The 22,458-nt window shown below is 35.1% G+C and carries 13 protein-coding genes; all 13 read right to left on the bottom strand.

The annotated features are described in order from the left end of the window. Positions 1-426 precede the first annotated feature (426 nt). The gene (locus Q1B37_RS08820; protein WP_299897964.1) at positions 427-4,617 is read right to left on the bottom strand and encodes an HYR domain-containing protein; all 4,191 of its coding nucleotides are present in this window, start codon (positions 4,615-4,617) and stop codon (positions 427-429) included. Between the two features lie 327 nt (positions 4,618-4,944). After that, a complete protein-coding gene (locus Q1B37_RS08815; protein ID WP_299605250.1) occupies positions 4,945-5,559 on the bottom strand; it encodes a hypothetical protein in 615 nt (204 codons plus the stop codon). Between the two features lie 6 nt (positions 5,560-5,565). Continuing rightward, positions 5,566-6,237 (bottom strand): hypothetical protein, encoded by a 672-nt coding sequence (locus tag Q1B37_RS08810; protein WP_299897962.1) that lies wholly within the window; start codon positions 6,235-6,237, stop codon positions 5,566-5,568. Positions 6,238-6,357: 120 nt separating this feature from the next. Continuing rightward, the gene (locus Q1B37_RS08805; RefSeq protein WP_299897959.1) at positions 6,358-7,125 is read right to left on the bottom strand and encodes an N-acetylmuramoyl-L-alanine amidase; all 768 of its coding nucleotides are present in this window, start codon (positions 7,123-7,125) and stop codon (positions 6,358-6,360) included. A 250-nt stretch (positions 7,126-7,375) separates the two neighbouring features. Continuing rightward, on the bottom strand, positions 7,376-8,080 hold the full coding sequence (locus Q1B37_RS08800) for a hypothetical protein (RefSeq protein ID WP_299897956.1): 705 nt from the start codon (positions 8,078-8,080) through the stop codon (positions 7,376-7,378). Between the two features lie 530 nt (positions 8,081-8,610). Then, on the bottom strand, positions 8,611-9,753 hold the full coding sequence (locus tag Q1B37_RS08795; RefSeq protein WP_299897954.1) for a hypothetical protein: 1,143 nt from the start codon (positions 9,751-9,753) through the stop codon (positions 8,611-8,613). An 84-nt stretch (positions 9,754-9,837) separates the two neighbouring features. After that, a complete protein-coding gene (locus tag Q1B37_RS08790; protein WP_299897951.1) occupies positions 9,838-12,021 on the bottom strand; it encodes a hypothetical protein in 2,184 nt (727 codons plus the stop codon). A 179-nt stretch (positions 12,022-12,200) separates the two neighbouring features. Next, positions 12,201-14,060 carry a DUF4157 domain-containing protein gene (locus Q1B37_RS08785; protein ID WP_299897948.1) on the bottom strand — a complete coding sequence of 620 codons (1,860 nt, stop codon included), beginning with the start codon at positions 14,058-14,060 and terminating at the stop codon, positions 12,201-12,203. Positions 14,061-14,349: 289 nt separating this feature from the next. Next, positions 14,350-15,747: an ATP-binding protein gene (locus tag Q1B37_RS08780; RefSeq protein ID WP_299897945.1), complete on the bottom strand. Its 1,398-nt coding sequence runs from the start codon at positions 15,745-15,747 to the stop codon at positions 14,350-14,352. A 218-nt stretch (positions 15,748-15,965) separates the two neighbouring features. After that, complete coding sequence (locus tag Q1B37_RS08775; protein ID WP_299897942.1) at positions 15,966-17,567, bottom strand: contractile injection system tape measure protein; 1,602 nt, start codon at positions 17,565-17,567, stop codon at positions 15,966-15,968. Positions 17,568-17,578: 11 nt separating this feature from the next. Continuing rightward, positions 17,579-20,020 carry a hypothetical protein gene (locus tag Q1B37_RS08770; RefSeq protein WP_299897940.1) on the bottom strand — a complete coding sequence of 814 codons (2,442 nt, stop codon included), beginning with the start codon at positions 20,018-20,020 and terminating at the stop codon, positions 17,579-17,581. A 69-nt stretch (positions 20,021-20,089) separates the two neighbouring features. After that, positions 20,090-21,196 (bottom strand): hypothetical protein, encoded by a 1,107-nt coding sequence (locus Q1B37_RS08765; RefSeq protein WP_299897938.1) that lies wholly within the window; start codon positions 21,194-21,196, stop codon positions 20,090-20,092. 61 nt (positions 21,197-21,257) lie between these two features. Continuing rightward, complete coding sequence (locus Q1B37_RS08760; RefSeq protein ID WP_299897936.1) at positions 21,258-22,442, bottom strand: hypothetical protein; 1,185 nt, start codon at positions 22,440-22,442, stop codon at positions 21,258-21,260. Between the last annotated feature and the right edge of the window lie 16 nt (positions 22,443-22,458).

The raw sequence follows: 22,458 nt of genomic DNA, 5'->3' as shown, positions 1-22,458 counted from the left end.
TCTAGCTTTTTCGGGGTAGGTATTTTTTCTGTATAATATTAAATATCAACTAAAAACAACATATCCGATAAACCATATAAGTGCATAGAAAATAACTAGTACTAATTCCAATCTATATTTATTTATCATTTTTTCCATATCGGTATACTATATATTTTTATTACTTGGTATAATACCATTTCTCATATGAAATAACAGTATAAAATTGTCTCTTTTGACTTGATGCTTCGTCACAAAATGTATCGATTGCTAGGGCTATCCATAAATTTTCTTCCTTGTCTAAATTCAAAATAGCTCAATTTCGTATTTCAGTAATTTCATATAAGAACTGGTAAAGAAGGTTATTAAAAAGGTCCTGTGAAGGAATACGCAGGACCTTTTCTAAAAATTACTAACGAAAATTTATCCTATAAATTTTAGTACCTCTTATTTCTTTATTAATTGTTTGACAACACTTCCTCCTACACCTTGAATACTAACAAAATAAGACCCACTTTCTAAATTTGAAACATTAATTTCTATGTCATCATTCGATTTACTTTTAGAAGATGTTAATACCAATCTACCATTGATATCATATATCTCTATTTTGTTTAGCGTAGTTTTATTTGAGTTCGTAATATGTAATATATCAATTACCGGGTTTGGATATATGGATACTCCAGCAAAAAGTTCGAATTCATTTGTACTCAGCGTTGGATCTACAGTAAGCTCAAAACTACAGCAGATCTCTGTTCCACTTTCATCTGCTGCACAAAGAGTAACGATTGTAGTACCACTTGACAATAGTGTTCCTGGGGCAGGATTCTGTGTAAAAGTGACTAACGGATTAGCGCAAGTTCCTATTGCTATTGCTTCTCCAATAGCAAAGTAATCCGGTAACTGATAGGTGTCATTTCCTTCATCTGACGCTACAGTCTGATCAGCAGGACAACTAATTTGTGGTTCTGAAGGATTTTCTACCGTTACAATAGCAGTACAACTATCTGTATTACCATTATTATCTACTACTGTTAACGTTACTGTATTTTCGCCTATCGATCCACAATCAAAAGTAGTCACATCTATACTCATTTCTGCAATACCACAATTATCAGATGATCCGCCATCAATATCTGCCGCAGTAATACTTACCTGACCATCTTCATCTAATTGAACGGTTATATCCTGGCATACAGCAGTAGGAGTTGTAGTTTCATTTACATTTACGGTAAAAGAACAGCTTGTTGTATTTCCAAATTCATCAGCAATCTCAAAAGTATTTACCGTTTCTCCCGCGGGGAACTCACTTCCACTAGCTAATCCTGCAGTTTGCGTAATTGTTCCGGTTGCGGTGGTGATGTTATCTATAAAGCTAGTTGCTATAAGCTGCATGGTAGCATCATCTACCAATCCGCTATCTATGCTAGCAAACAATAAATAATACAATCGATTGGTGTTTATAAGATCTGTTACCTGATGCTGATCATCATCGGTATCATCCGCAAAATTCTGAGAAGCCTCTACATTTTCTGGAATAATAATCAAATGGTTAACAGAAGGGTCACTAGAACTACCATCTAACTCTTCTCTTACTCGTTTTACAAATATGTTATAGTTGATCGTGTTTACGGTAATAGTTGCTGTAAATCCATCTGCTAAGCCATCTCCATCTGCTCCTAACTCACCCGTAATATCAAAATCAGTAACACCATCTAAATCGGCTGCTAATAACCATAAATTTTCTACTTTTCTGGTAAAGTACGCACCATTTGTACCAAAGTCAGCAAGAGGTACAACCACATTATCTGAATAGGTAATCGTTCCTGTAGAAAGATCTGTACTGATAAAGTTTCCATCATCGTACATATCATCTCCTCCATCATCAATAGATGACGCATTAAGACCCTCGTCTAACTGAAAATCAAATGGATTTGGAATTAGTGATGAAACCAAAGAGTTTTTTCGATTAAAAAGTAACAAAATATCATCTAAGGTATTATCAAATACAGCGAAGTTATCGCTGGCACTTGGAAGATCGAAATTTACTACCATACTACAACTAGTTTCATCTAAATCAATTACAATATCATCTACACAAGTAACTACTGGAGCCTCTGTATCGTTTACCGTAATACGTTGTTCACAGCTTATGCTATTACCTTGATTATCCTCTATTGTCCAATTTACTACAGTGGTTCCTACAGGGTATACACCCGAAGCATCTGAAGTATTGGTATAATCATTTACAATTGAAACGTTACCAAACTGTGGTAATCGCAATCTAAAAAAGTTATTGTCTATACTTCCACATTGATTATCGTCCACAAAATTATTTTCCAACAATGTAAACGTAATAGCATCTCCGAAAGTGTTGATCCATGTATTCCATGTTTCCTGTTCTACAACTACGAATTGCTTTACAATAGAACAACCGCTATTATTTTCTTCCAGCAATATTTGATCATCTGGCCCTGTTAATACAAACTTCTCATTGTCAGCATCATTATGATCTCCATTAAACGTTATTTCTAAAGTAACATCGGCATTAGTTGTGCTGAGTCCAGATAAAATAGTCGGAGTATCGATAAGATCTCCTGAATCATTGAAACGATAGGATACATTAAAAGTATCTGGTATGACTTGATCTCCACAATTATCTCCAAAAGCTGGTGTAGCTATTGTAATTGATGCTTCATTGGAGTTAGGATCAGTCGCAACTGAGATGTCCGGTGCACAAGTAATAGTGGGTGCTGTATCATCTGCAATAGTAACATCAAAAGAACAGCTTGCGATATTACCACTATTATCTTTTGCAAAAAATGTATTGGTCGTAGATTCAGCTAAGAAAAAATTACCAGATTCTTCTCCACTAATCAAAATAGGACCTGTAGTATAATCATGAAATTCTACAATGAATCTTGTGGATACAGTTCCTGTAATATCATTCCAAAGACCAGAGGATGCTATCATCCTTACAAAATCTTCATTCCCTACATTATTCGGCTCACCAGAGTTGAAATTTCTAAAAGCAGCAGGTTGATCACTCTGCCATACAAAGGTATCTTCTTCAACTTGATCATTCAATCCAATTAAAACACCATCAATCGTATTATCGGTTAAAAACGTTTGTATAAACTCATTTTCTTCTATAGTATTAATGGTAAGAATATCCAATCTTTCTTCTTGCGCTTTTTGGAAAGCTTCTGAAGCAGTCATTTCTTGATCAGATATAAAATACGTGCTCGTTCCTAAAGTTCCTAATAAGGTAAAACCATCTAAAATACTAGGAACTTCGGCAAAATCGCAATCTGAAACTGCTACTTCATAGGTTACTATGTCTGGACAATCCAGTGTTATATTTTCTGGACAGGCAATAACTGGCGCAGTGATATCTTCCACTGTAACCATAGCTGTACAAGTCGATGAGTTTCCACGGGTATTCGTTACTGTTAGCGTTACTTCATTAGCTCCTATATTAGAACAATCAAAACTACTGGGCGTAACAGAAAAAGCCGCAATACCCTCGGTATCGGTAGAACCCGCATCCATCTGAGTAGCAGTTATTGAGACTGTCCCACCTTCATTTAATTGTACGGTAATATCTTGACATCGCACCACAGGAAAATCATTAGCTATAACGGTGACGATTGCTGTACAACTAGATGAATTTCCACTTTGATCAGTAACCGTTAAGGTTACCTCATTTTCTCCTAGATCTGCAGTACCAAAGGTATCTTGACTAATACTCTTGCTATCTATATTGCAATTATCTGCACTTTCCACTTCAATATCTGCAATTGATATAGATCCCTGGTCATTGCTATCCAATTGGATTGTAATATCCCGACATACAACTGTTGGATTCAATCTATCTTCTACTGTAACCGTAGCGATACAACTAGAAGAGTTTCCTATAGCATTAGTAATCGTTAAAGTTACTTCATTTGCTCCAAGATTATTACAATCAAAATTATTGGGTTCTGCTGTGAAAGATTCAATACCCACATTATCTGTGGATCCTCCATCAATATCGTTCCCTGTGATTGTTACCAGACCATCATCATCTAAAGAAACGGTGATATCTTGGCAAACTGGTGTTTGTATGGGGTTTGAAACAGATAGAAAGCCAACCCAGTTTCCGTCTTGATAGTCTGTTTCCGTACCTTCTGGTATTATTAAATCAATAACACTTTTATCTCCAAAAGAGCCATTAGAAATTCTTGGTGGATTTACGATTTGTGAAACTACTTTTGTGAGTGAGTTTCTGAAGAATGCTTCTACTCCCACGGTAGTCACACTTGCTGGTATAATAATGCTGGTAATTCCTCCATTATCTCTAAACGCACGAAACTCTAATGTTGTAAGCGTTTCAGGCAATACCACACTAGTAAGTCCTCTATTCCTAAAAGCAGCTGTACCAATAGTGGTGATTGTATAGGTAGTGTTATCTCCTGGATCAGTAACAGTCTCCGGAATTATCAAATCACTAGGAAAACCAGAACCTCCTGTTACGCGGACGGTTTGGAGATCCACATCAATGATCTCAAAGTTTAAATTATCCGAGGTAAAGGTTTGTGAAAAACTTACTATATAAAATAGCAGAAAAAATGTAGTGTTTAGTAATTTAATTCTCATGTCTTACTTTTTTGTTTACGTTTAATTCTAAATTTTACAGACTATCAACCCTAATCGATGAATTAGGGTTTATTATCTGTATATTTATATGAAGGTCAAAACTAGATCTGTTCTAAAAAACTTGATATAACAAACCCGCAAAAGACTTGTAATATTCCGACATGTAAAATGATAGTTATATAAAGTATTTGATGGTAAGTCGTATAAACAGATTTAAGAAAAACAGAAAGTCAATCAGATAGCCAGAAACGCTTTTTATAAATCATCCTATGATCTCTTGTATTCCAATCTTATGAGATATCATAGCTTCAAAATAAAAATCCTTACTCAGACTGTTTCTTTTAGAGTTTCGCCGCTACTCTTTTCTTCTACCTTGATTGTATATTTCTCTTTATACAAAATCATAAGATTACAAAACGAAATGATAAATCCGGCAGAAAACATATAGCATAAAAACAAGAGTACGATTAGTTGTATCCTGTTTGATGCAATACTTTCTTTGGTCCATGCCTTTTCAGGATCTCCTAATAAGATCATCATCTGTTCATTTCGAGCTGGTAAAAATCCATGAGAAGCTTCAAACGCTTCAAAAGGATTGCTATTCTTAAATTCATTACCAATCACAATGTCTTTTTCTAAATATGGTAATGTTTTTGCTTCTCTGGTAAAATGATAGGCAGCATAGGTTCCTATTAAAATAACAATGAAATTAATGGATAATCGCATCCACGTTTGGATCATTTTATTTTTTAAAGAATATAAAATCAGAAAACCTGCTAGCGCCGTAGCGATGAAAACTCCGAATTTCATCAAAAACACGGTATTATCATCCGATGCATGCCAAGATGGTAATGGGATGATAAACGCTCCTGCTACTGAAGCTATCCAAGTACTTAGCAATGTAATTTCTTTCCAAACTTCTTTTAGTTTTGCTACTAACATGATATCTTATTTTGGGGTTTGTAATACCAATGTTTTCTCTTCCTCGCCACCATTACTCATAATCAGATGTAGTTCTGGCGCTCCTACTCGGCCATCTTTTTCTAACCAAAATAAATAATACCCAGGCACAAAATCCTGAACAGCATTTTGAGTAGGTTGGTTAAACCGAAATCTTTTAATATCCTGTCCCTGCTCAAAGGACAATTTTCCGAACACAAAAAATCCTTCTTCTTCATTTGAATTTACAATTACTTTAATTTTTGTCGTTGCGTCATTTTTCGCAGTATTATTGATGGTCTGTAATTTGGCATCATAATCCTGATAGATTGCATTGATGATATATTCCTTATCAGAAATAGTTTCATAATTTCTAGCCAGATCACCCACAATTCTTTCTGTTTCTTTAAGCGTAGCTACATATTCTGGAGTCAATGCATACTTATCATTACAATTTTCTAATACCGGAAATAACTCTTTACTTTTTACTACTAATTTTTCAAAAGACTCTTTTTCTTTTGGTTCACTAGAAGCTGTAATTTTTTCTTGTAGACTTGTCAGGTTTCGTTGGGTGTTTGACAATACTACCGTAAGGTCTTTGTTTTTGGGTCCGTAACTTGCACAGCCCGAAAGCATCACTGTTATTAGCAACAGCATAACTTGTGTTTGAATTTGTCTCATTTTAAGGGAATTTTAATGAATCTAAGGGATTATTTTGATTCAAAATTACAGGGAATTACCCCTTATTCTATATTACAAAAACGGCAAATTGAAGTAATTTTCCGACTTTTGATATTGAGATTACAAAGCTTGGATAACTTGATCCCAATCAAAAGCAGGACCTATATCCCATTTACCCGAAGATCTGTAATTAACATGAGATGTAATTCCTCGGAAATTAACTAACTCTTCTTCTGCTACTATACCATATCGCTTATCTTCTGGTAAAAACGATGCAGGAATGTTATACTCTGCCGTTAAATATTTAAGTAACAAAGCCAAGCTTTTATATTGTTTAGCCGTATGTGTCGCAAAGTATTGTTCTCCTCTAAATGGAATATCTAATTGGGTATAAAACTGTGTATCGCTAATATGACAATACACATCATTATCATTATATACAGTCACTAAATTATCACCGATTCTTTTCAAAAATCCAATGTTAGACATTTCGATGGCGATGGTTCTTCTACCTCCGTTTGTATTTCCACCTACTGCTCTAGAACCTAAATGATAAGCCCAAAAAGCAGAAGACCACATATTAAGAATTGTTCCATTTCTAGCGATAATAAATGGTACAGATACTCTATGATTGGGTCTAGACAAAGCGGCAACATCTCCTTTTAGATAACCAGCAGTATAATGTAGTACAATCTGATTTTTGGTATGTTTTTCTTTTACATAAAAAGAAGTGTCTCCATTTTTTGTACGACATTGTACATATGGCATCTTCTCATGACTTCCTGTAATAGAAACGGAACTTGGTGTTAAAATAAATTCCTTACCGGCAGTATCTCTTCCGGTATCAAAAAAACTTTTCTCATGCTTGGCAATACTGGTAGCTTTCATACCTCATCGAATTTATAATTATTAATACCTCAAAATTACTGGCAGTTCTATACAATCACTATTACAAAAACGGTAAATAGAGGGAAAATTGCGACAGATTCTGTATGAACTTATGTAAGCTTAAAAACATTCGGACTAACCCTATCTATTAAATAAGGAAACAAAAAGTCCCTCAGGTCATGGAGCTTGTCGAAATGAGAGAGGGATTTAGCGAGATGTTTTTGCAAATCAAAAAAGTTATTACAACGTCCTAATGCTTCTCAAAACTTTTTTCTTGACTAAAAGTCTTCATCATTTTTTCGACATCTAGATGGATTCTTCCTTTTACCAACCAAGCTACTGCAAATGCATATACTGCTACCCACTCGATCCAAAAGGTATACGCCGGAATAATAGTATCGAAATTAATTCCTAATATGGCTTCAAGTGCAAAAATAGCAACCAACGCTCCTACAGATGCCCAAACGATAATACCACATCGTTTAAACAGTCGATTTCTGGATGCTGACGCATTGTGGTTTAATACAAATTTGAAAAAACTCATATAGCCCAACAAAACAAAGAATGAAGCTGCACTCAACAAATGGATAGCTCCTAAAAACCCATTAGACTCGTGCCCAAACAAATATGGAGATCCTGTGAAATATAATTGACCCAATGGATTCTCTGATTTCGTAGGTATCAATACGGTAATTAAAATACAAATACCTGCGGCAGTAGTAACAAACCGATCGCTTAGTAGTTCTCCTTCTTTTTTGGGATAGCCTTTATAATTGATTAATATCAATCCAAAAGCCGATAAGATCAATATAAAAAATACACTTCCAGCGGTATAATAATAATGACTCATACTAGAAAGTAAATCCTGATGTGCTGCCAGAAGTAATAATGGTAATGCCAACCCTAAAATTCCTATTGTTTTTCTTAGTGAATAGAGTGATGTTTTATGTTCCATGATATACTGATTTATGTTTCTCCAAAAGTAGTATCACAAGACAGCTAACGGCTATCACAAAAACGGTAAATAAAGGGAATTTTGCGACAATCTTACAATGATCCTACTATAGGCATGCTGATAAGGCTTACAGTCTATAAAGAAGTACAAACATAGATTACTATAATCCATACTTGGGTAATTTTATCAGTTGTTACCCCATTACAAACTGTTTCGAAAGGATAAAGAACTACTTATAAAGATTAAAATGAAACTTCCAAGTAGTTCTTTAAGGTATTGATGCCCTAAGATGAAGCCCTAAAACCCTAAACCTATCTCATCTAAGAATTACATTGATTCTTAAAAGTGCTTCTTTTTGGGATCATCACCCTTGCTCTATCTTTTCGAACTATTAAAGTGATTGTTGGAAGTATTGTTTTGATGTTTGGAAGTACTTCTGTAAGGGGTAGCCCTAATTGTTTGAATGGAAAGCTGGTACTAAAATTAATAGCAACTATTCATAAAAATAAAACTATTGGAGACTTTAATGGTTAATCATTTAAAACAATCTGTTTTAGTATAGGATGATTGGTTACCCATTTTGTTAAAAGCTCGTTGTAATCATGGATAGTGTCTTTCTTTTTTAATTCTAATTCTTTTAAAGTAGGAAATTCTTTAAGTTTTTCTTGTTCTAAGCGCTTCTCCTCTTCCTTTCGTGTCTTTTGTTCTATATCACTAGTATTCAACTCAATTCCCTCAAAATCCTCAAGTTCTTCATCTATTGTTTTTATCTCTCCTATTATCACCGTTACTTGTTCAATTTCTCTGTTGATACCTGCGATTTCTTCGGAAGATTGGTGAGCTATATTGTAAAGTATATTTAAATGTCTTTGTTGAAAACCTTTTATTTCAAATGGTTGAGCCGCACCACGAGAAGGATGGTATTCTTCATTTCCATATTTATTTTTTGCTACTTCTATCAAAACCTTGTCACTATCTAATGGTACTCTAGAAGATAATAAGTAATCATTATTACTTTGAACTTCATTAAAATAAGTATCAAAAAATTTATGATCTAAAGATTTCTTCACAGAATCAGGCACTTGATAGCGCTCTACTCCGTGCTCATGAATTTCTATTCCAGGACCATCCTCATGTCTTAATCGGATCCTACCGTTTGAAAAATAAATACTACCCGTTTTTCCATCTTTTGATGACATATACTGAATATCTTGGAGATCAGGGTTTCCACTACTGGTTTGCATAAGTCCCTTGACTTTAGCAACATCAGGTTCTATTTCTAAAACAGCCTTTATTTCTTCGAAATCCGCTCCGGTATTGAATAAATCAATTAAATCTTCAATATAGATGTTCTTTTTTTTTGAGTGTTTATAGATCTCATTCATCTCTTGTATGCCCACCGAAAAACCATGATAATCTAACTCTACCTGCATCCTACGCCTTTCTTCTTCTTCTCTTTGTAATTCCTTAATACGTGATGACCGTTTCAATTGAATTACTTGCTTTTGATCTGAGATATTTGGGTTTTGTATCGATTCTTGCAACTTTCTTCGATATATTCTTGAACGTCTATTATCTATAAAAGAAGCTTCTCCGATAGTAGCGTATTCTTGTCCTTCTTTTTTTATAGTTTGTAATTGCGATTTTTGAGTTTTATCCTTTTGTACCATCATCGTATTTCATAAGTTTTTTGTTGATACTAATAATAAGCTTTGCCTAGTAATTGTAAGATATTGGTTTAAAAAATGTTTCTATTCTCATGGCTCTCTACGCGCTTTATCAAATTTTATTTTCAGGTTTAGTAACTTTGCTTTGATACTATTTTTCAAATAATCCGGTTTGCTTTTCAAATAGTTATAGATAGGCATGTCTAAATTATTTATTCCCAAAAAGTCAACAAATACAGTTTCCATGAGCGCTTCTTTGCTGGATTGACTGTCAACATAGCCTTGTCCTTGTTGATATTCTTTACCTTGTTTGACTCCTTCCCAATTACTAGCGGCTCTTCGTTCTTTTTCTGAAAAATATCTGGTGTACTCTTTATCTGTTCCTAAACAATAATGTTTGAACAAATTATAAGCTCTATGCACATATTTTCCCATTCGTATGAAATCATTCATATTTTCTGCGGCATTCAAGCTATGAAATGCAAAACCTATCTGCTCTGTAAATCCGTGATAATATTCGGCGGGTGTAAGCTTTAGTTTTAGATATTTTGTAGACCTGTCATCTTTATACATATTATCGAGTATCTGTTTATTCACTACTACCCCGATTACTGCTCCCTGAGTATAATAAGCTTCATTGGCATAAGCTAAGGCTTCTGATTTTGCTTTTTTAAGATTTTTATACGCTCGATCGGTTCTATTTTTTAGGTCTTGATCATTTGGATTGTTCTTAAGCTTCCATTTTACTATTTGATATTCCATTCTAGCTTCAATGACTTTTTTAAGCAAAATCTTCTCATATATTCGATTCTCTGGAGCTATTTTTGCTAAATCCGGGGACAAATTTGTAGGGGCATTACCATTTGCATTCAAAAGCTGGTTTCGCTCTGTATACTTTCTTTCAACTTCCTGTAAAACATGTTGTGATATTAATCGATTGTTTTGGTTAAGTGGATTCAATTGATTTGTATAATCTGTCCAATCAGCTTGATTCATGTTTACCCGCATCATGAGTAAAGAGGCTATTTCTTGTTCTTCTTCATCTTCATTTTTTATTGCTTCATCTTCGATTTGATATGTTCTCCAATTATCATTCTGATAATATTTTTCGTTACCATTTTTATCTAGTTCTCCTCTCCCTTTTAATCCAAAAACCTTTTTAGGGACAAAGTCCTGAGCATAAAAATTAATATCATAAACTACGCCTGATTCTCTACCGTTTCCATATTTTTCTTTAAACTCACGATTAAGCCAGTACACAGCAAACTCAGTACCATCACCACTCAGGTTCACATCAATATCTGAGGTAGGATTCATACTTCCAGGCACATTTCCTTTTAAAGGTTTGATAGGCTCATCGACCTCCCATTTTCTATTAAGTCTGTTGTCCTGTCCGTGAATATTATAAAAGTTCTTTTGTCGTTGTCCTTTTTCCCAATCTTTAACTGGTTCTATGGCATCTTCTAACAATTTTTCTGTGATCATTTTTCGATACATTAATAATGCGTTCATTCCAAAATAATTTAAGAACGAATTCTTACTATAACTCTTTAATCCGTCCAGTGACCCAACCGATCCATATAGTGCAGATCCTTTGTAATGCTGTAAGGTTCCGTTTTGTAACTGTTCTAGAACTTTAAACCAATTATTTTCAGCATTTTCATTTACATAAGTATCAGGGTTTTCTGCGGCTTCTTTATTTTTTTCTGCATTATTTACAACCCTACGTTGAATAACAAAATTATTCCTAGTTACATTCTTACTATTTTTTCGTTGTATAGTAGTATTGCTACTGATCATACGATCTACCGTTTTCTCTCTAGTAGTATCTACTTTATAACCATTTACTGTAGTGTCTCCCTTTGGTGTACCGTGCAATGTATTATCAATTGCGTGTGCTACTTCGTGTTTAATATTCTCTGTAGTATCCTTTCCCGGAGCAAAATGAATGTTCTTGCCTTGTATAGTTGCTTCAGCATTTAGTGTTGCTGGAAAAGAAGAATTATGAGTAGCTTTTAAAGAGGAAGTATCTACACCGTATTGCCGGCTCATTTGTGAAGCTATTTTTTGAAAGCGTGAGGAACCTGTTGGTTTTCGCTGAATAGGTGTTGTTATTTTTTCAGAACTACTTATTACAGATTTTAGCTTGCGTTGTACAGCAATAGCAGGTCGGTTGTCAACAATAGTAGACTCACCACTAGAACTAGGTTCTTGTTGTATATTTTGCACTATCTTTTTCTGTTGTTCTTGAGTGTTTTCTAGTGGTACTTTCATTACTCTTTATTTACTTATTTATAAAACAGCACAGATTGCAAATCCGCGCCATCAAGGATAATCTCGGCTTGCAATTCTTTGGTATACTCTATTGATGCTTTCACGGTTTTTACAGCTTATTTATTAAATTGATCATTATGACAAGTGTGGATACAAGTCAAGACCATCTTAAAAACATTTTAAAATCCTATAAAACAACAGTTATAAGGGATAGGTTCATCTAAATATTCATTCCAAATATTTAACCATTCTGACTCAACGTGTTCAATATCTTGACCATGCCTAATTTCAAAGACACCTGCATATTGATCTTTCTTTGTTTGTAACCCTGAATGTTCCTCTAAATAATAAGTATCTGGTATTTCTCCTGGTTCTGAATTATTTATTATTCCGACATACACCCGTTCTCTAAAAGCATTCATTCTTTTAAACAAGCTATGTTCTTGTAGCGCTAGCCATAAAGAGTCAGCTATACGGCGCCTAAAAATATTATTTCCTGCCCATAAATTCTTATTATCCCACGAACTTACGGCTACTTGGGTCTTAATCGTAGTTTTGGGAAGAATTGGATAGTTATTCTTGGGGTGTTTGGACCTTTTCATAGAGTTTTCTTGGCGAAGTGCTAAATACATATACTGAAAAACAATACTCCGTATATATGGTTTATCTTCTTCTGCCATTCCGTCTACTGAAAAAACATTATACTTACTGACAAATGTATTCCACAAATTATCTTCTTGTATATATCTGTCTTTAGGTCCTTTTAATACAGTATCATCCCACTCATCTGCGTAATCTTTAAAAATACTTTGTACATCTTCTAAATTCATACCTACATTAACCTGTATATTTCCGAGTAATTGACCATTTGGTAATAATGTATTTCGAAGGCTTTCTGGAATTTCATATCGATAATCACCTTCGACATACGAGTTTTCTCTTCCAATTGCTGCAATAACAGTTCCCAACCAACTTTGTATATTAGTCATTATATTCTTTGCATCTTTCCTTTTAGAAACTGGTTTTGTAACGATTTCCACGGCAGAATCAGTCATTAACTCTCCGCTACCAGCAGCATTTCTTACCTTTGGAACATGATCAACCATTGCCTCCCACCCAATACCTTTATGAACAACTTTTTTATAACCAGGATCGAATTTTTTTCTAAGTTTTTCTGAAGCTTTAGTTGCAAACTTTGAAAGTCTTTTTTCTTGATTCGCATCCAAAGAATTATTTATACGGTAAGCAGAGATTAAGTTCCAAAGTTCACCTTCGTATTGAGGTTTTATGACTCTTCTGATAGCTTCTCGATCTTCTACAGGATAATTTCTTTCTGAAATAATCTTAATAATTTTACTCCAAACATTGTTCGCTTCAGTTACTTCATTATCTTTCCTAACGGGCAATGTGGTTTCAATCTCGATTCCAACCTTTGCATCTTCACTTTTTTTCTTCAACTGTGCAACATTTGAATATGTCTTATACTCATCGACAGTTTGCCTTTGTATACCAAAGGGAACTGTTCTCAGGGCTTTATTTCCCATCACATCCGCTTCTTTCTCCAACCCAGCATCGTCATTAATATTTACTTTACTTTTTAATTGTTTAGTAGGTTTTACACGCCCTTGTTTTTGTTGTACCACATGCCAGGCTTCATGAGGTAGATGTTTTTCTTGCCCTGGTGCCAAATGAATATCTGTTCCTTGTGCATAGGCGTGTGCCTGTAATTGGGCTGGTTTGCTGGAGTTATAGTATACTTTTACGTCATCCATACTGTAACCTGATAAGTTTTCTATACCGGATTTTAGGTTGTCGGGTAAACCGGTCTTATTCCTTCGACTAGGCTCAGGACTAGTTTTTCGTTGGATCGGATTGTTATTATTATCCATACTATCCATTCCAGATCGTAATTTTCTTTGACTAATAGAAGAGGTACGGTTATCCATAAGTTGCGCCGTACCTCCGTTGCTAGATTCACTAGCAACTCTCGAGGTAATCGAGTGCTGCGGTTCTTGAGTTTTATCTTTTTGTGTTTTCATCGTATTGTGTTTTGTGTCTAGATTTTACTATCTACTTCAGCTTAAAAAAACCTATTCTCGATACGTTTCTCCTATGTCGAAACACTCGAATTGACGGTTTTCATGGTTGCTACTTATATTGGTCTTTTTTCGTCACATCGAGTGGTTTTATCATAAGCAAGAGCGGTTGATAAAATTGCCTGTCCGCCTTTGGAGGATATCGAGATGCAATCAATACTAGTTGCTTTAATAAGTTCTCGATACAATTACCTTCCATTACATTTCAGGTGATCACTCGAACTGACGTTCTTTAACTTATAATCACTCCCTCCTTCTGTAACTCCTGCTTTATAGCCGTTTCCAGATTTTGTTGAGAGATGGTTTCTTTTTCATGGGTTACTGCTTGCAGTGTACATTTCCGTATCACATTCATCATCAATCCACCGGAAATATCATAGTGTTCTGCAATTTTCCATAGATCTGCACTGACATCTAATGGTAGTTTCTCCGCAAACGATTGTTGCCATAGTTGGTAGCGTTCTTCTACTCCTGGCATTTTAAATTCAATCATAGATTGGAATCTTCGGGTAAAAGCGTCGTCTATATTGTCTTTCAAATTACTTGCAAGGATTACTACTCCAGGAAAATCCTCAATACGTTGTAGTAAATACCCTATTTCCTGATTTCCGTATCGATCATTAGCACTGCTTACCTGTGTACGCTGCCCAAACAGAGAATCAGCTTCATCAAAAAACAAGATCCAATCGTGTTGTTGTGCTTGATCAAATACTTTGGCTAGATTTTTTTCGGTTTCTCCTATGTATTTAGAAACCGTCATACTCAGATCTATTTTATACACCTGTTTTCCTGTACTTTTCCCTAATAATGCAGCAGCCATACTTTTACCAGTTCCTGGCGGTCCGTAAAACAAACTTTTGTATCCGGGCTTTAATCGCTTGCCGAGTTCTAGAGTTTCTAAAACTGTTTGCCCATGGGTTACCCAATCCCTGATTTCCTGTAAGCTACGTGCTGTAGATCTAGAGACGATGAGATCATGCCACGATAACTTAGTATGTAACTGTTGTGCAGGGAAATCAGGGCTATATACTGCTTGATAGGGTATTCCTGTTAGTATGGAGGCTACATATTCATTAGATACCATCCATATACTGCTTAGTAAAGGACTGTTTCCTTTAGTCGGTGTCGTACTGATCATTCCTTGTCGAATGCCTATAAAATGCTGAGTAACCAATCCATGATATATCAATCGTTTTTGGAGGTCATCTCCTGCCAATAAAAACATCGCAGTTTCTGCGGTAGGTATTAATCCCAAATGCCCTTCTAATAATACTCCTCCAAACTCACTATACCGTCTGTCATAATCCTTGTTTTTAGTAAGTAAAATATCTAAAACCTCTGGTTTTAGATGTGGTACTAATGCCAGAATTAGTAGTAGTCTTTCTGCAAAGTTGAGTTTGTGTTCTTGGATAAAGTTGGTATAACTCCCTTCCTTACCCATTATATCTGGAGGAGTTAATTCTTCAACAGATTCATATGGTGTTTCCTGTTGGAAATGTAGTTCTAAGCGAGTTTGTAACACTAAACTTAACCATGCAAGTTCAGCTTGTAAAACTTGGGCATTACTACTATTTACGTTTGTAATAGTTTTATGATGATTTTTTGTTTCTATGATTGTTGATTTTTCCATATCTCTATTTTTTTAAACTGCACTAAAGTTCTTCCTTGTAAATCGGACTTCGAGAACCTCAGCCCTCGTTTTCGTATTTCATATTTCTATTGTCATTATGGACCTTCTTTTTTGCATTGCCCTACACTTCGACAGCACTTCGACAGCACTTCGACAGGCTCAGTATGACAGCTCAGTGTAACAACCAAACCTCAAACCCAACATCTAACACCCTTAAATCACAACCATTCTACTACCAAAATTTCTTGCATCCATGGTAACTTTATGGTATGAAATCCCCATGGTATTTTTTCTAATGTAATATCATGAGTTTCTCTTTTTACTTGCAATAACCAATGCCCATCTCTAGTTCTCAAAGAACCTTGTCTACACAAATAAGAGGCTCTAAATCCATCAGAAGATAGATTTTTCCATTTGGGTCCTTTTGCTATCACAGCAGTTACCAAACCTTGGGCTATTTCTTTTTCTTCGGCTGATAATTCAATTGGCGATACTACCGTATCGATATCTAGACCACATACTATTTTATTCAGTACTAAATCACCTTCAAACAATTCTTCTTCTTTGGTTTCACATAAATACTGTAATACACAAATTGCTTTGTTACGAGCTACTTCATCTATGAAATTCTTATCCTTCATAACTCCTATATTTTCAAAAAAGCGTTCTAAAAATGGCCAGAACAATACTAATCCTGCATTTTGTATGGATATAAAATCCGTATCATCAAATGGTGAAGACAACTGTTCTGTTACGATAGATTTTGGCTTTGATCCTAAATGCTTCAATTCCTTTTGCAATCCTTGTAAATGCAATGCTAAAGGCTTCAACAAATTATTGGCATCTAGTTCTTCTATAGTTCCCTTAGAAGTATTGCTTACATCGGTAAGTAATGATTTCGTCTCTTTCAATATCTTTGTCGATAGCCGATCAAAAAAAGGATGATTTACCAAAGATGATACTTGCTTAAAAAACTCCTTTCCTATTGCATTTTGTGCATACAAGGCACTACAAGAATCCACTAATCTTTTAATCTGATAAGCATATCTCCCATTATCTACTATAAGTTCTTCTTTCTCATCAATCCCCAGATCCAGAAGTACCTCTTTTGTACGTTCTTTTAGGAATGCGAAATCGGTAGTAGCTACAGCATATTTTAAGAAAGCTGTTTTCCAAAAGCTATTGATTATTTTCTTCCTTTCTAGAGTATATTTCTTCTGAATGTTATCAAGAATAATGTTTTGAATCCTCAGTATCTGAGGAGATGAAAGGTTAGTAAGCAGTTTAAAAGAAGCTAATAATTGATCTTCTGTACTTGCATATACAAAGCGTTGTAGGTAGGTAAGGTTCCAAGGCAACTCTTTTAACAATCTAATAAATGTGCTACTTGGTTGTTCTAATAATAGTGCTAATTGCTCCTGAAAATCATTTTTGTTTCCTTGTTTTGACCACCAAGGTAATACTCCTGTCTTTAGATAATAAATGATAGCTCTTAATGGTGTTTCTTCATGAGTATTATCACTATTTTGTTTTTCTAAAACTACATTTGCTCGTTGATATGCTATGAGTTCTTCTTGTAATTTTTCGGTAAAAGCAGTTTCGAAATTTTGCAAAGACACATTTCCTAAATCTAATGTTAGTCTATCAATCTGAAGTGATGATTCTGATACATTCGCTTTGCTAAGCACACGATCCAACACAGTCGTCAATTGATTTCTACACAACAAACTCAATTCATGCTGTATCTTCGATGTATCCGAATGTTTCGGTACATGAATTTCTAAAATCTGTTTATTAACTATGTGTTTTTGCTGTGCCATAATCCGATCTTTTATCCGTTTTTAATTTCAGTAAGAAAACGATGATACACATGGTCAAATTCTTGCATCTCTTCCTGGTCCAACCATTGAATATTTGTTCTGATATGCACGGGTGTTTCTTCTCTAATGGTTAAGGCAATGAATTTTTTGAAATCATCATCCTGATATCTTTCTATCCATGAAGGAAGCATAAACGTGAGCTGCAAAGAATACGGATCTTGTGAAGTTTCCGTAGCCATCCATCGTCCTATTTCATCTTCCTCAGCAAAAGGCACATCGATTTCAAAACCATTGTTGGATATCGAAATAATGGTATGCGTTCCATTATAATGAGTGGTTTTAGTAATCTCTACAAGGTCACCAACTTGTAAAGAATGTGATCCTATGTGACAAAAAGTATGGTTTGTATTTGTAGATGCCTTAAAACTATGAACAACAGCCGAACGTAAGTAATATCGTATATCGTGCGTACGCTTCCAAACGGCTCCTGATTCTGATGCTTGAAAAGGTGCTTTAATCTCAAAAAAATCATCCCCAACAGCTAATACAGTATAGATACCATTATAACTATCATTGTTGGTAATTTCTACTTCTTCTCCTGGTAGCACATCATGATTACCGATGATACATCGTGTAAACTCTTCTGTGATAGCGGCCTCAAATGTTGTAATTGGTGATGCACCGTAACCCGCTACAAAAGGATAGGGATAGGATTTTCTAGATCGCAACAAAATATGTTCTACCATATGTAAACCTGCGGTTTCCCCATTCCCGAGATTTCTACGACTATAATCTTCGATCCCTATCTTTAAAGCGATTCTTTTTTCTAATCCAGAGACATTTTTCGTATCCCAAAGATCACTTTTAATATCATATCCTTTTGCTTTGCAACCACTAACCGCAGGATATTCTTTTAAAAATCGTGCTTTGTCTTTTATCAATTTTTTATCCGAAGTATCCTGATCATCGGTAGTATCTTTTAATACCATTCCGTAAGAAGTAAACTTCTCGGCAAATCGAGCTAACAAATGATTCAAGAATTTATTTTTTCTTAACAGCCCCGTATTCGTATCAGCAGTCATTTCCTGTAGATACGAAGTATAATTCTCTGGACTGTCTAGCAACTCTGAAATTCCAGGAACACAATTCAACAAATTTTGATTAAAATATGTACTGGTATCGTTCCCATCAAAACTCATTAGTTTTTTAAAATTTGCTAACTGAGAAAAATAATTAGCAAGGGTTTGCTCAAAAAACAGTAAATAACCACTCAATTGTTTTGCTTGTGCTTTTCTGGTAGCAGAAGCAGCATCTGGTAATCCTATTTCTCCGATACCATAATTCATCGGAAATTGATTCTGAATCGGATAGTATTGATCCAATGATATTGCATCGGATATAGGTAGAACGATGTCTTTTTCTATTAACGATCCTAATCTAGAGATTTCCTCTGTTCTTTTTTGATTATATAGTTGTTTGATTCGTTCTGCGTCAACACTTACAGTAAGCCCTTTGGAAGTAAAAGATAATTGCGATAAGGTACCATCAACATCTAGAATAGGTGTTTTGGAAGTATCTAATGGTAAAAGCCAATTTTTTATGGTATTGGTCCCGGTAGCAAGTGCCAGTTTATCGATCACCAGAATACCGGGTTGATCCATTATTTCTTTAATCACATCCGAGGTTTGAATTTCCTCTTTCCGATAGGCTTTGGTGATATCCTGATCTTCCATAAAACCATGATGTAATCGAGGACCATCAAAAATTTCATCCGTTGTTTTACCTTTTTCTAATTGTTGTTGCAAGGTATAAAAAGGAATACGTGGCGAAAAATGGGTGCCAACACGATGTAACATATTTGCAATAAGCTCATGGATATTGTCTACGTTATCAGCAATTTCGATTACACCTTGTAAGCGTACTCCTTGCGTATCCAATAGTTTAATTTCTTCAAAATCTTCACAAATAGAACGACAGCTATATAATTTTTCTCGAACGGCAGTTATGATTTTACTACCAGGAATATCAAATAATCCATCTTTCTCTATAAACACACGAAACAATCCTTTGGGAATACTAGATACAAGTTCATTGGCACTTTTAGGAACTACTTTTTCTACCCATGCATTCTTAACTCCTTCTATATCAATCACCATCTTACGAATATCCATAAGAGTCACCGGATTTGTAGTCAAAATGGTTGCTGGACTATACAAACTCTTATGGTCATTCCCTATCAAATCCTGGATATCATATTCCATACGATAGGCAAGGTCAGTAACAGCGTAACATACTTGTTCTAAAATCGTAATACCAGGATCATGGATATTATGATCTGTCCATGTATCTGCTGCCATTTTTTGGATCAATTGCATTCCTTCTGCTCTTAGGAATTCATAGCTCAACGTACTGTCTTTTGGTACTTCTCTAGGTATGGTGATTGTATCTGTCATGGTAAAAGGTAATTATTGTTCGTATTTCTCCAAATTGATATATATATCTTGCCGTAGTTTTTGAAATGATTATAATTTCATGATGTATGCTAATACAAAATATGGTGGACGGTTTTCATGGGCTTTATTGCCTCCTGTTGATTTTAAATCTGCTTTGGCAGTATTAATAGAAATATCTGTTTTATTCTTCTGAATTGTTCCAAAATTATTTAAGGCAAACTCTTTACCAGCACCAGGATTATTATCCATTGTATCAGTAGTATCCTTCCCAGTAAACCTAACCAACCCATTAAAACTTCCATGATTATGATTATGACCAGGATCCGTTATATTATGTTTATGCCCTTTATCTAAATGAGTATGACTTGGCATTTGTGCTTCAGTAAGCGTTACTTCTTTTGCCCCTCCTTTTTCCCCAATTTGGTACTCTGGATTGTTCTTTTCCATTCCCACAATAAATCTTCCTGATAAATCAGGCGTATTATTGGTTCCATCACACAACACCCAACCTTTGGGAATATCCTGTCCAGACCACATAGAAATGAGACCTTTTGGCAAACGTGTATCCACATAGGTCTTTACCGCTTTTTGGGTGGCGAGTTTATCATGACTGGTGGTTGTATTATCCAATTCTTCGTTATCCGAAATATTAGATGCCTTCAGGTTTCCTTCTACTTGCAATGTTCCTTTTATAGCAACTCCTTCTTTTTTAGAAACCTTAAAAATAGTAATGGGGGTATTGGTGGTATCAGTTATAGAAACTAATGGAGCTGTATCTTTGCCTTCAACTGTAAGTTTGGCTGTAGGTTCTATAGTGCCTACACCAACATTTCCTTCTCCTGACTTAATAAATAATCTACTTTGTCCAGTAGTATCTTTGATATTAAAACCAGGTTGATTGCTATTGGGTGTGTCAGAATTTACTCTTGGATTCAGGTTAATAGACCATTGCGGATTATCATCAGAAAAACTCTCATATAGATCCAACACTTCTTGCGTACCCACTCGCTCTCCTTCTGCTTGCACGGATAATGGGTTTCCTTGTACTTTTGCGACACCATCTTCTGCCTGGTTCAACACAGCTTCTATAAAATCTGCAAACTCCTCTTGTGTAGGCTTGTCATTAATCTTAAAAAAACCTTTAAGTTCCGTTCTATTTTTTTTATTGATTTCCACTTCTTCTAATTTTTTTAGGATGTTAAATCTTCTGTAATTACTACAATCTTTTCTTTTTGATTTATAATTTCATGATATATGCCAATGCGAAATACGGTGGACGGTTTTCATGAGGTTGATTGCTTCCAGTCTTATTGGTATTAAAGGAATGTCTATGCTTACCCGCAGGTTGGGTAGTTCTGGTGAATGCTTTGTAATAGTCATTAGAACTTCCTGTACCGGATCCATCTCCTCGTTTAGCTGCCCCCGTAAAATTATGTGCGTGTTCGCCAGCTTCTCCAGTAGTTCCTGAATGACTATGTGATGGTAATTGGCCTGTTGTTAGAGTAACTTCTTCTTTTCCTCCTGTTTTTCCTATCTGATATTGTGAATTTCCTTTGTCAAATCCTACAATAAATCTCCCAGATAAGTTTGGAGTACCTTGCTGTCCATCACACAATGCCCATCCCACAGGAATACTACTAATATTTCCGGACCACATGACAATCACTCCTTTTGGCATCCTTGTATCTACATAGCTTTTTACTGCCATTTGGGTAGGAATTCTATCATGGCTAGCACCTTCTTTATCTAAATCTGTACTCGTAGAAATATTCTCTGCCTTCAATTTTTTTACTGTCATATCTCCTTGAACTGATACTGCCCCTTTAATAACAGTTCCTCCATCTGCTAGAATCTCTAGCTTTCTAGTAGTAGGATCACTATTCGTTGATTTTCCAAATAATTTTAAAGTAGTAGTTCCTACTTCAATCTTTGCAGAATCTTTATGCTCATTCGTATTATTGCCTCCAAATAGGATTGTATCTTCAGAAATTTGCATTGCATCGATAGGTTTGTTAGAAGTAGCATTCCCTTTCACCGTAAGAGGAGCCACAGGTTCAATGGTACCAATCCCAACATTACCTTCTCCAGACTTTATAAAGAAACGACTTTGTCCTGTTGCGTCTTTGATATTAAATCCAGATTGATTACTCGATGGTTCTTCAGCATTTACCCTTGGATTTAAATTAATAGACCATTGCGGATTATCATCTGTGAAATTTTCATAGAGATCTACAATCTCTTGTGTACCTATTCGCTCTCCTTCGGCTTGTATAGACAAGGGATTCCCTTGAACTTTCGCAATCCCATCTTCAGCTTGATTAATACTAGCTTCTATAAAATCTGAAAACTCTTCTTGAGTAGGTTTATCATTGATCTTAAAATATTCCTTGAGTTCTGTTCTGTTTCTTTTATTGATTTCCATAAGACTGTATTTTATT

The organism is uncultured Aquimarina sp. (assembly GCF_947492965.1).
Taxonomy (GTDB): domain Bacteria; phylum Bacteroidota; class Bacteroidia; order Flavobacteriales; family Flavobacteriaceae; genus Aquimarina.
Note: the sequence above shows the minus strand (reverse complement) of the source record. Positions and strands in the feature narration are given on the sequence as shown.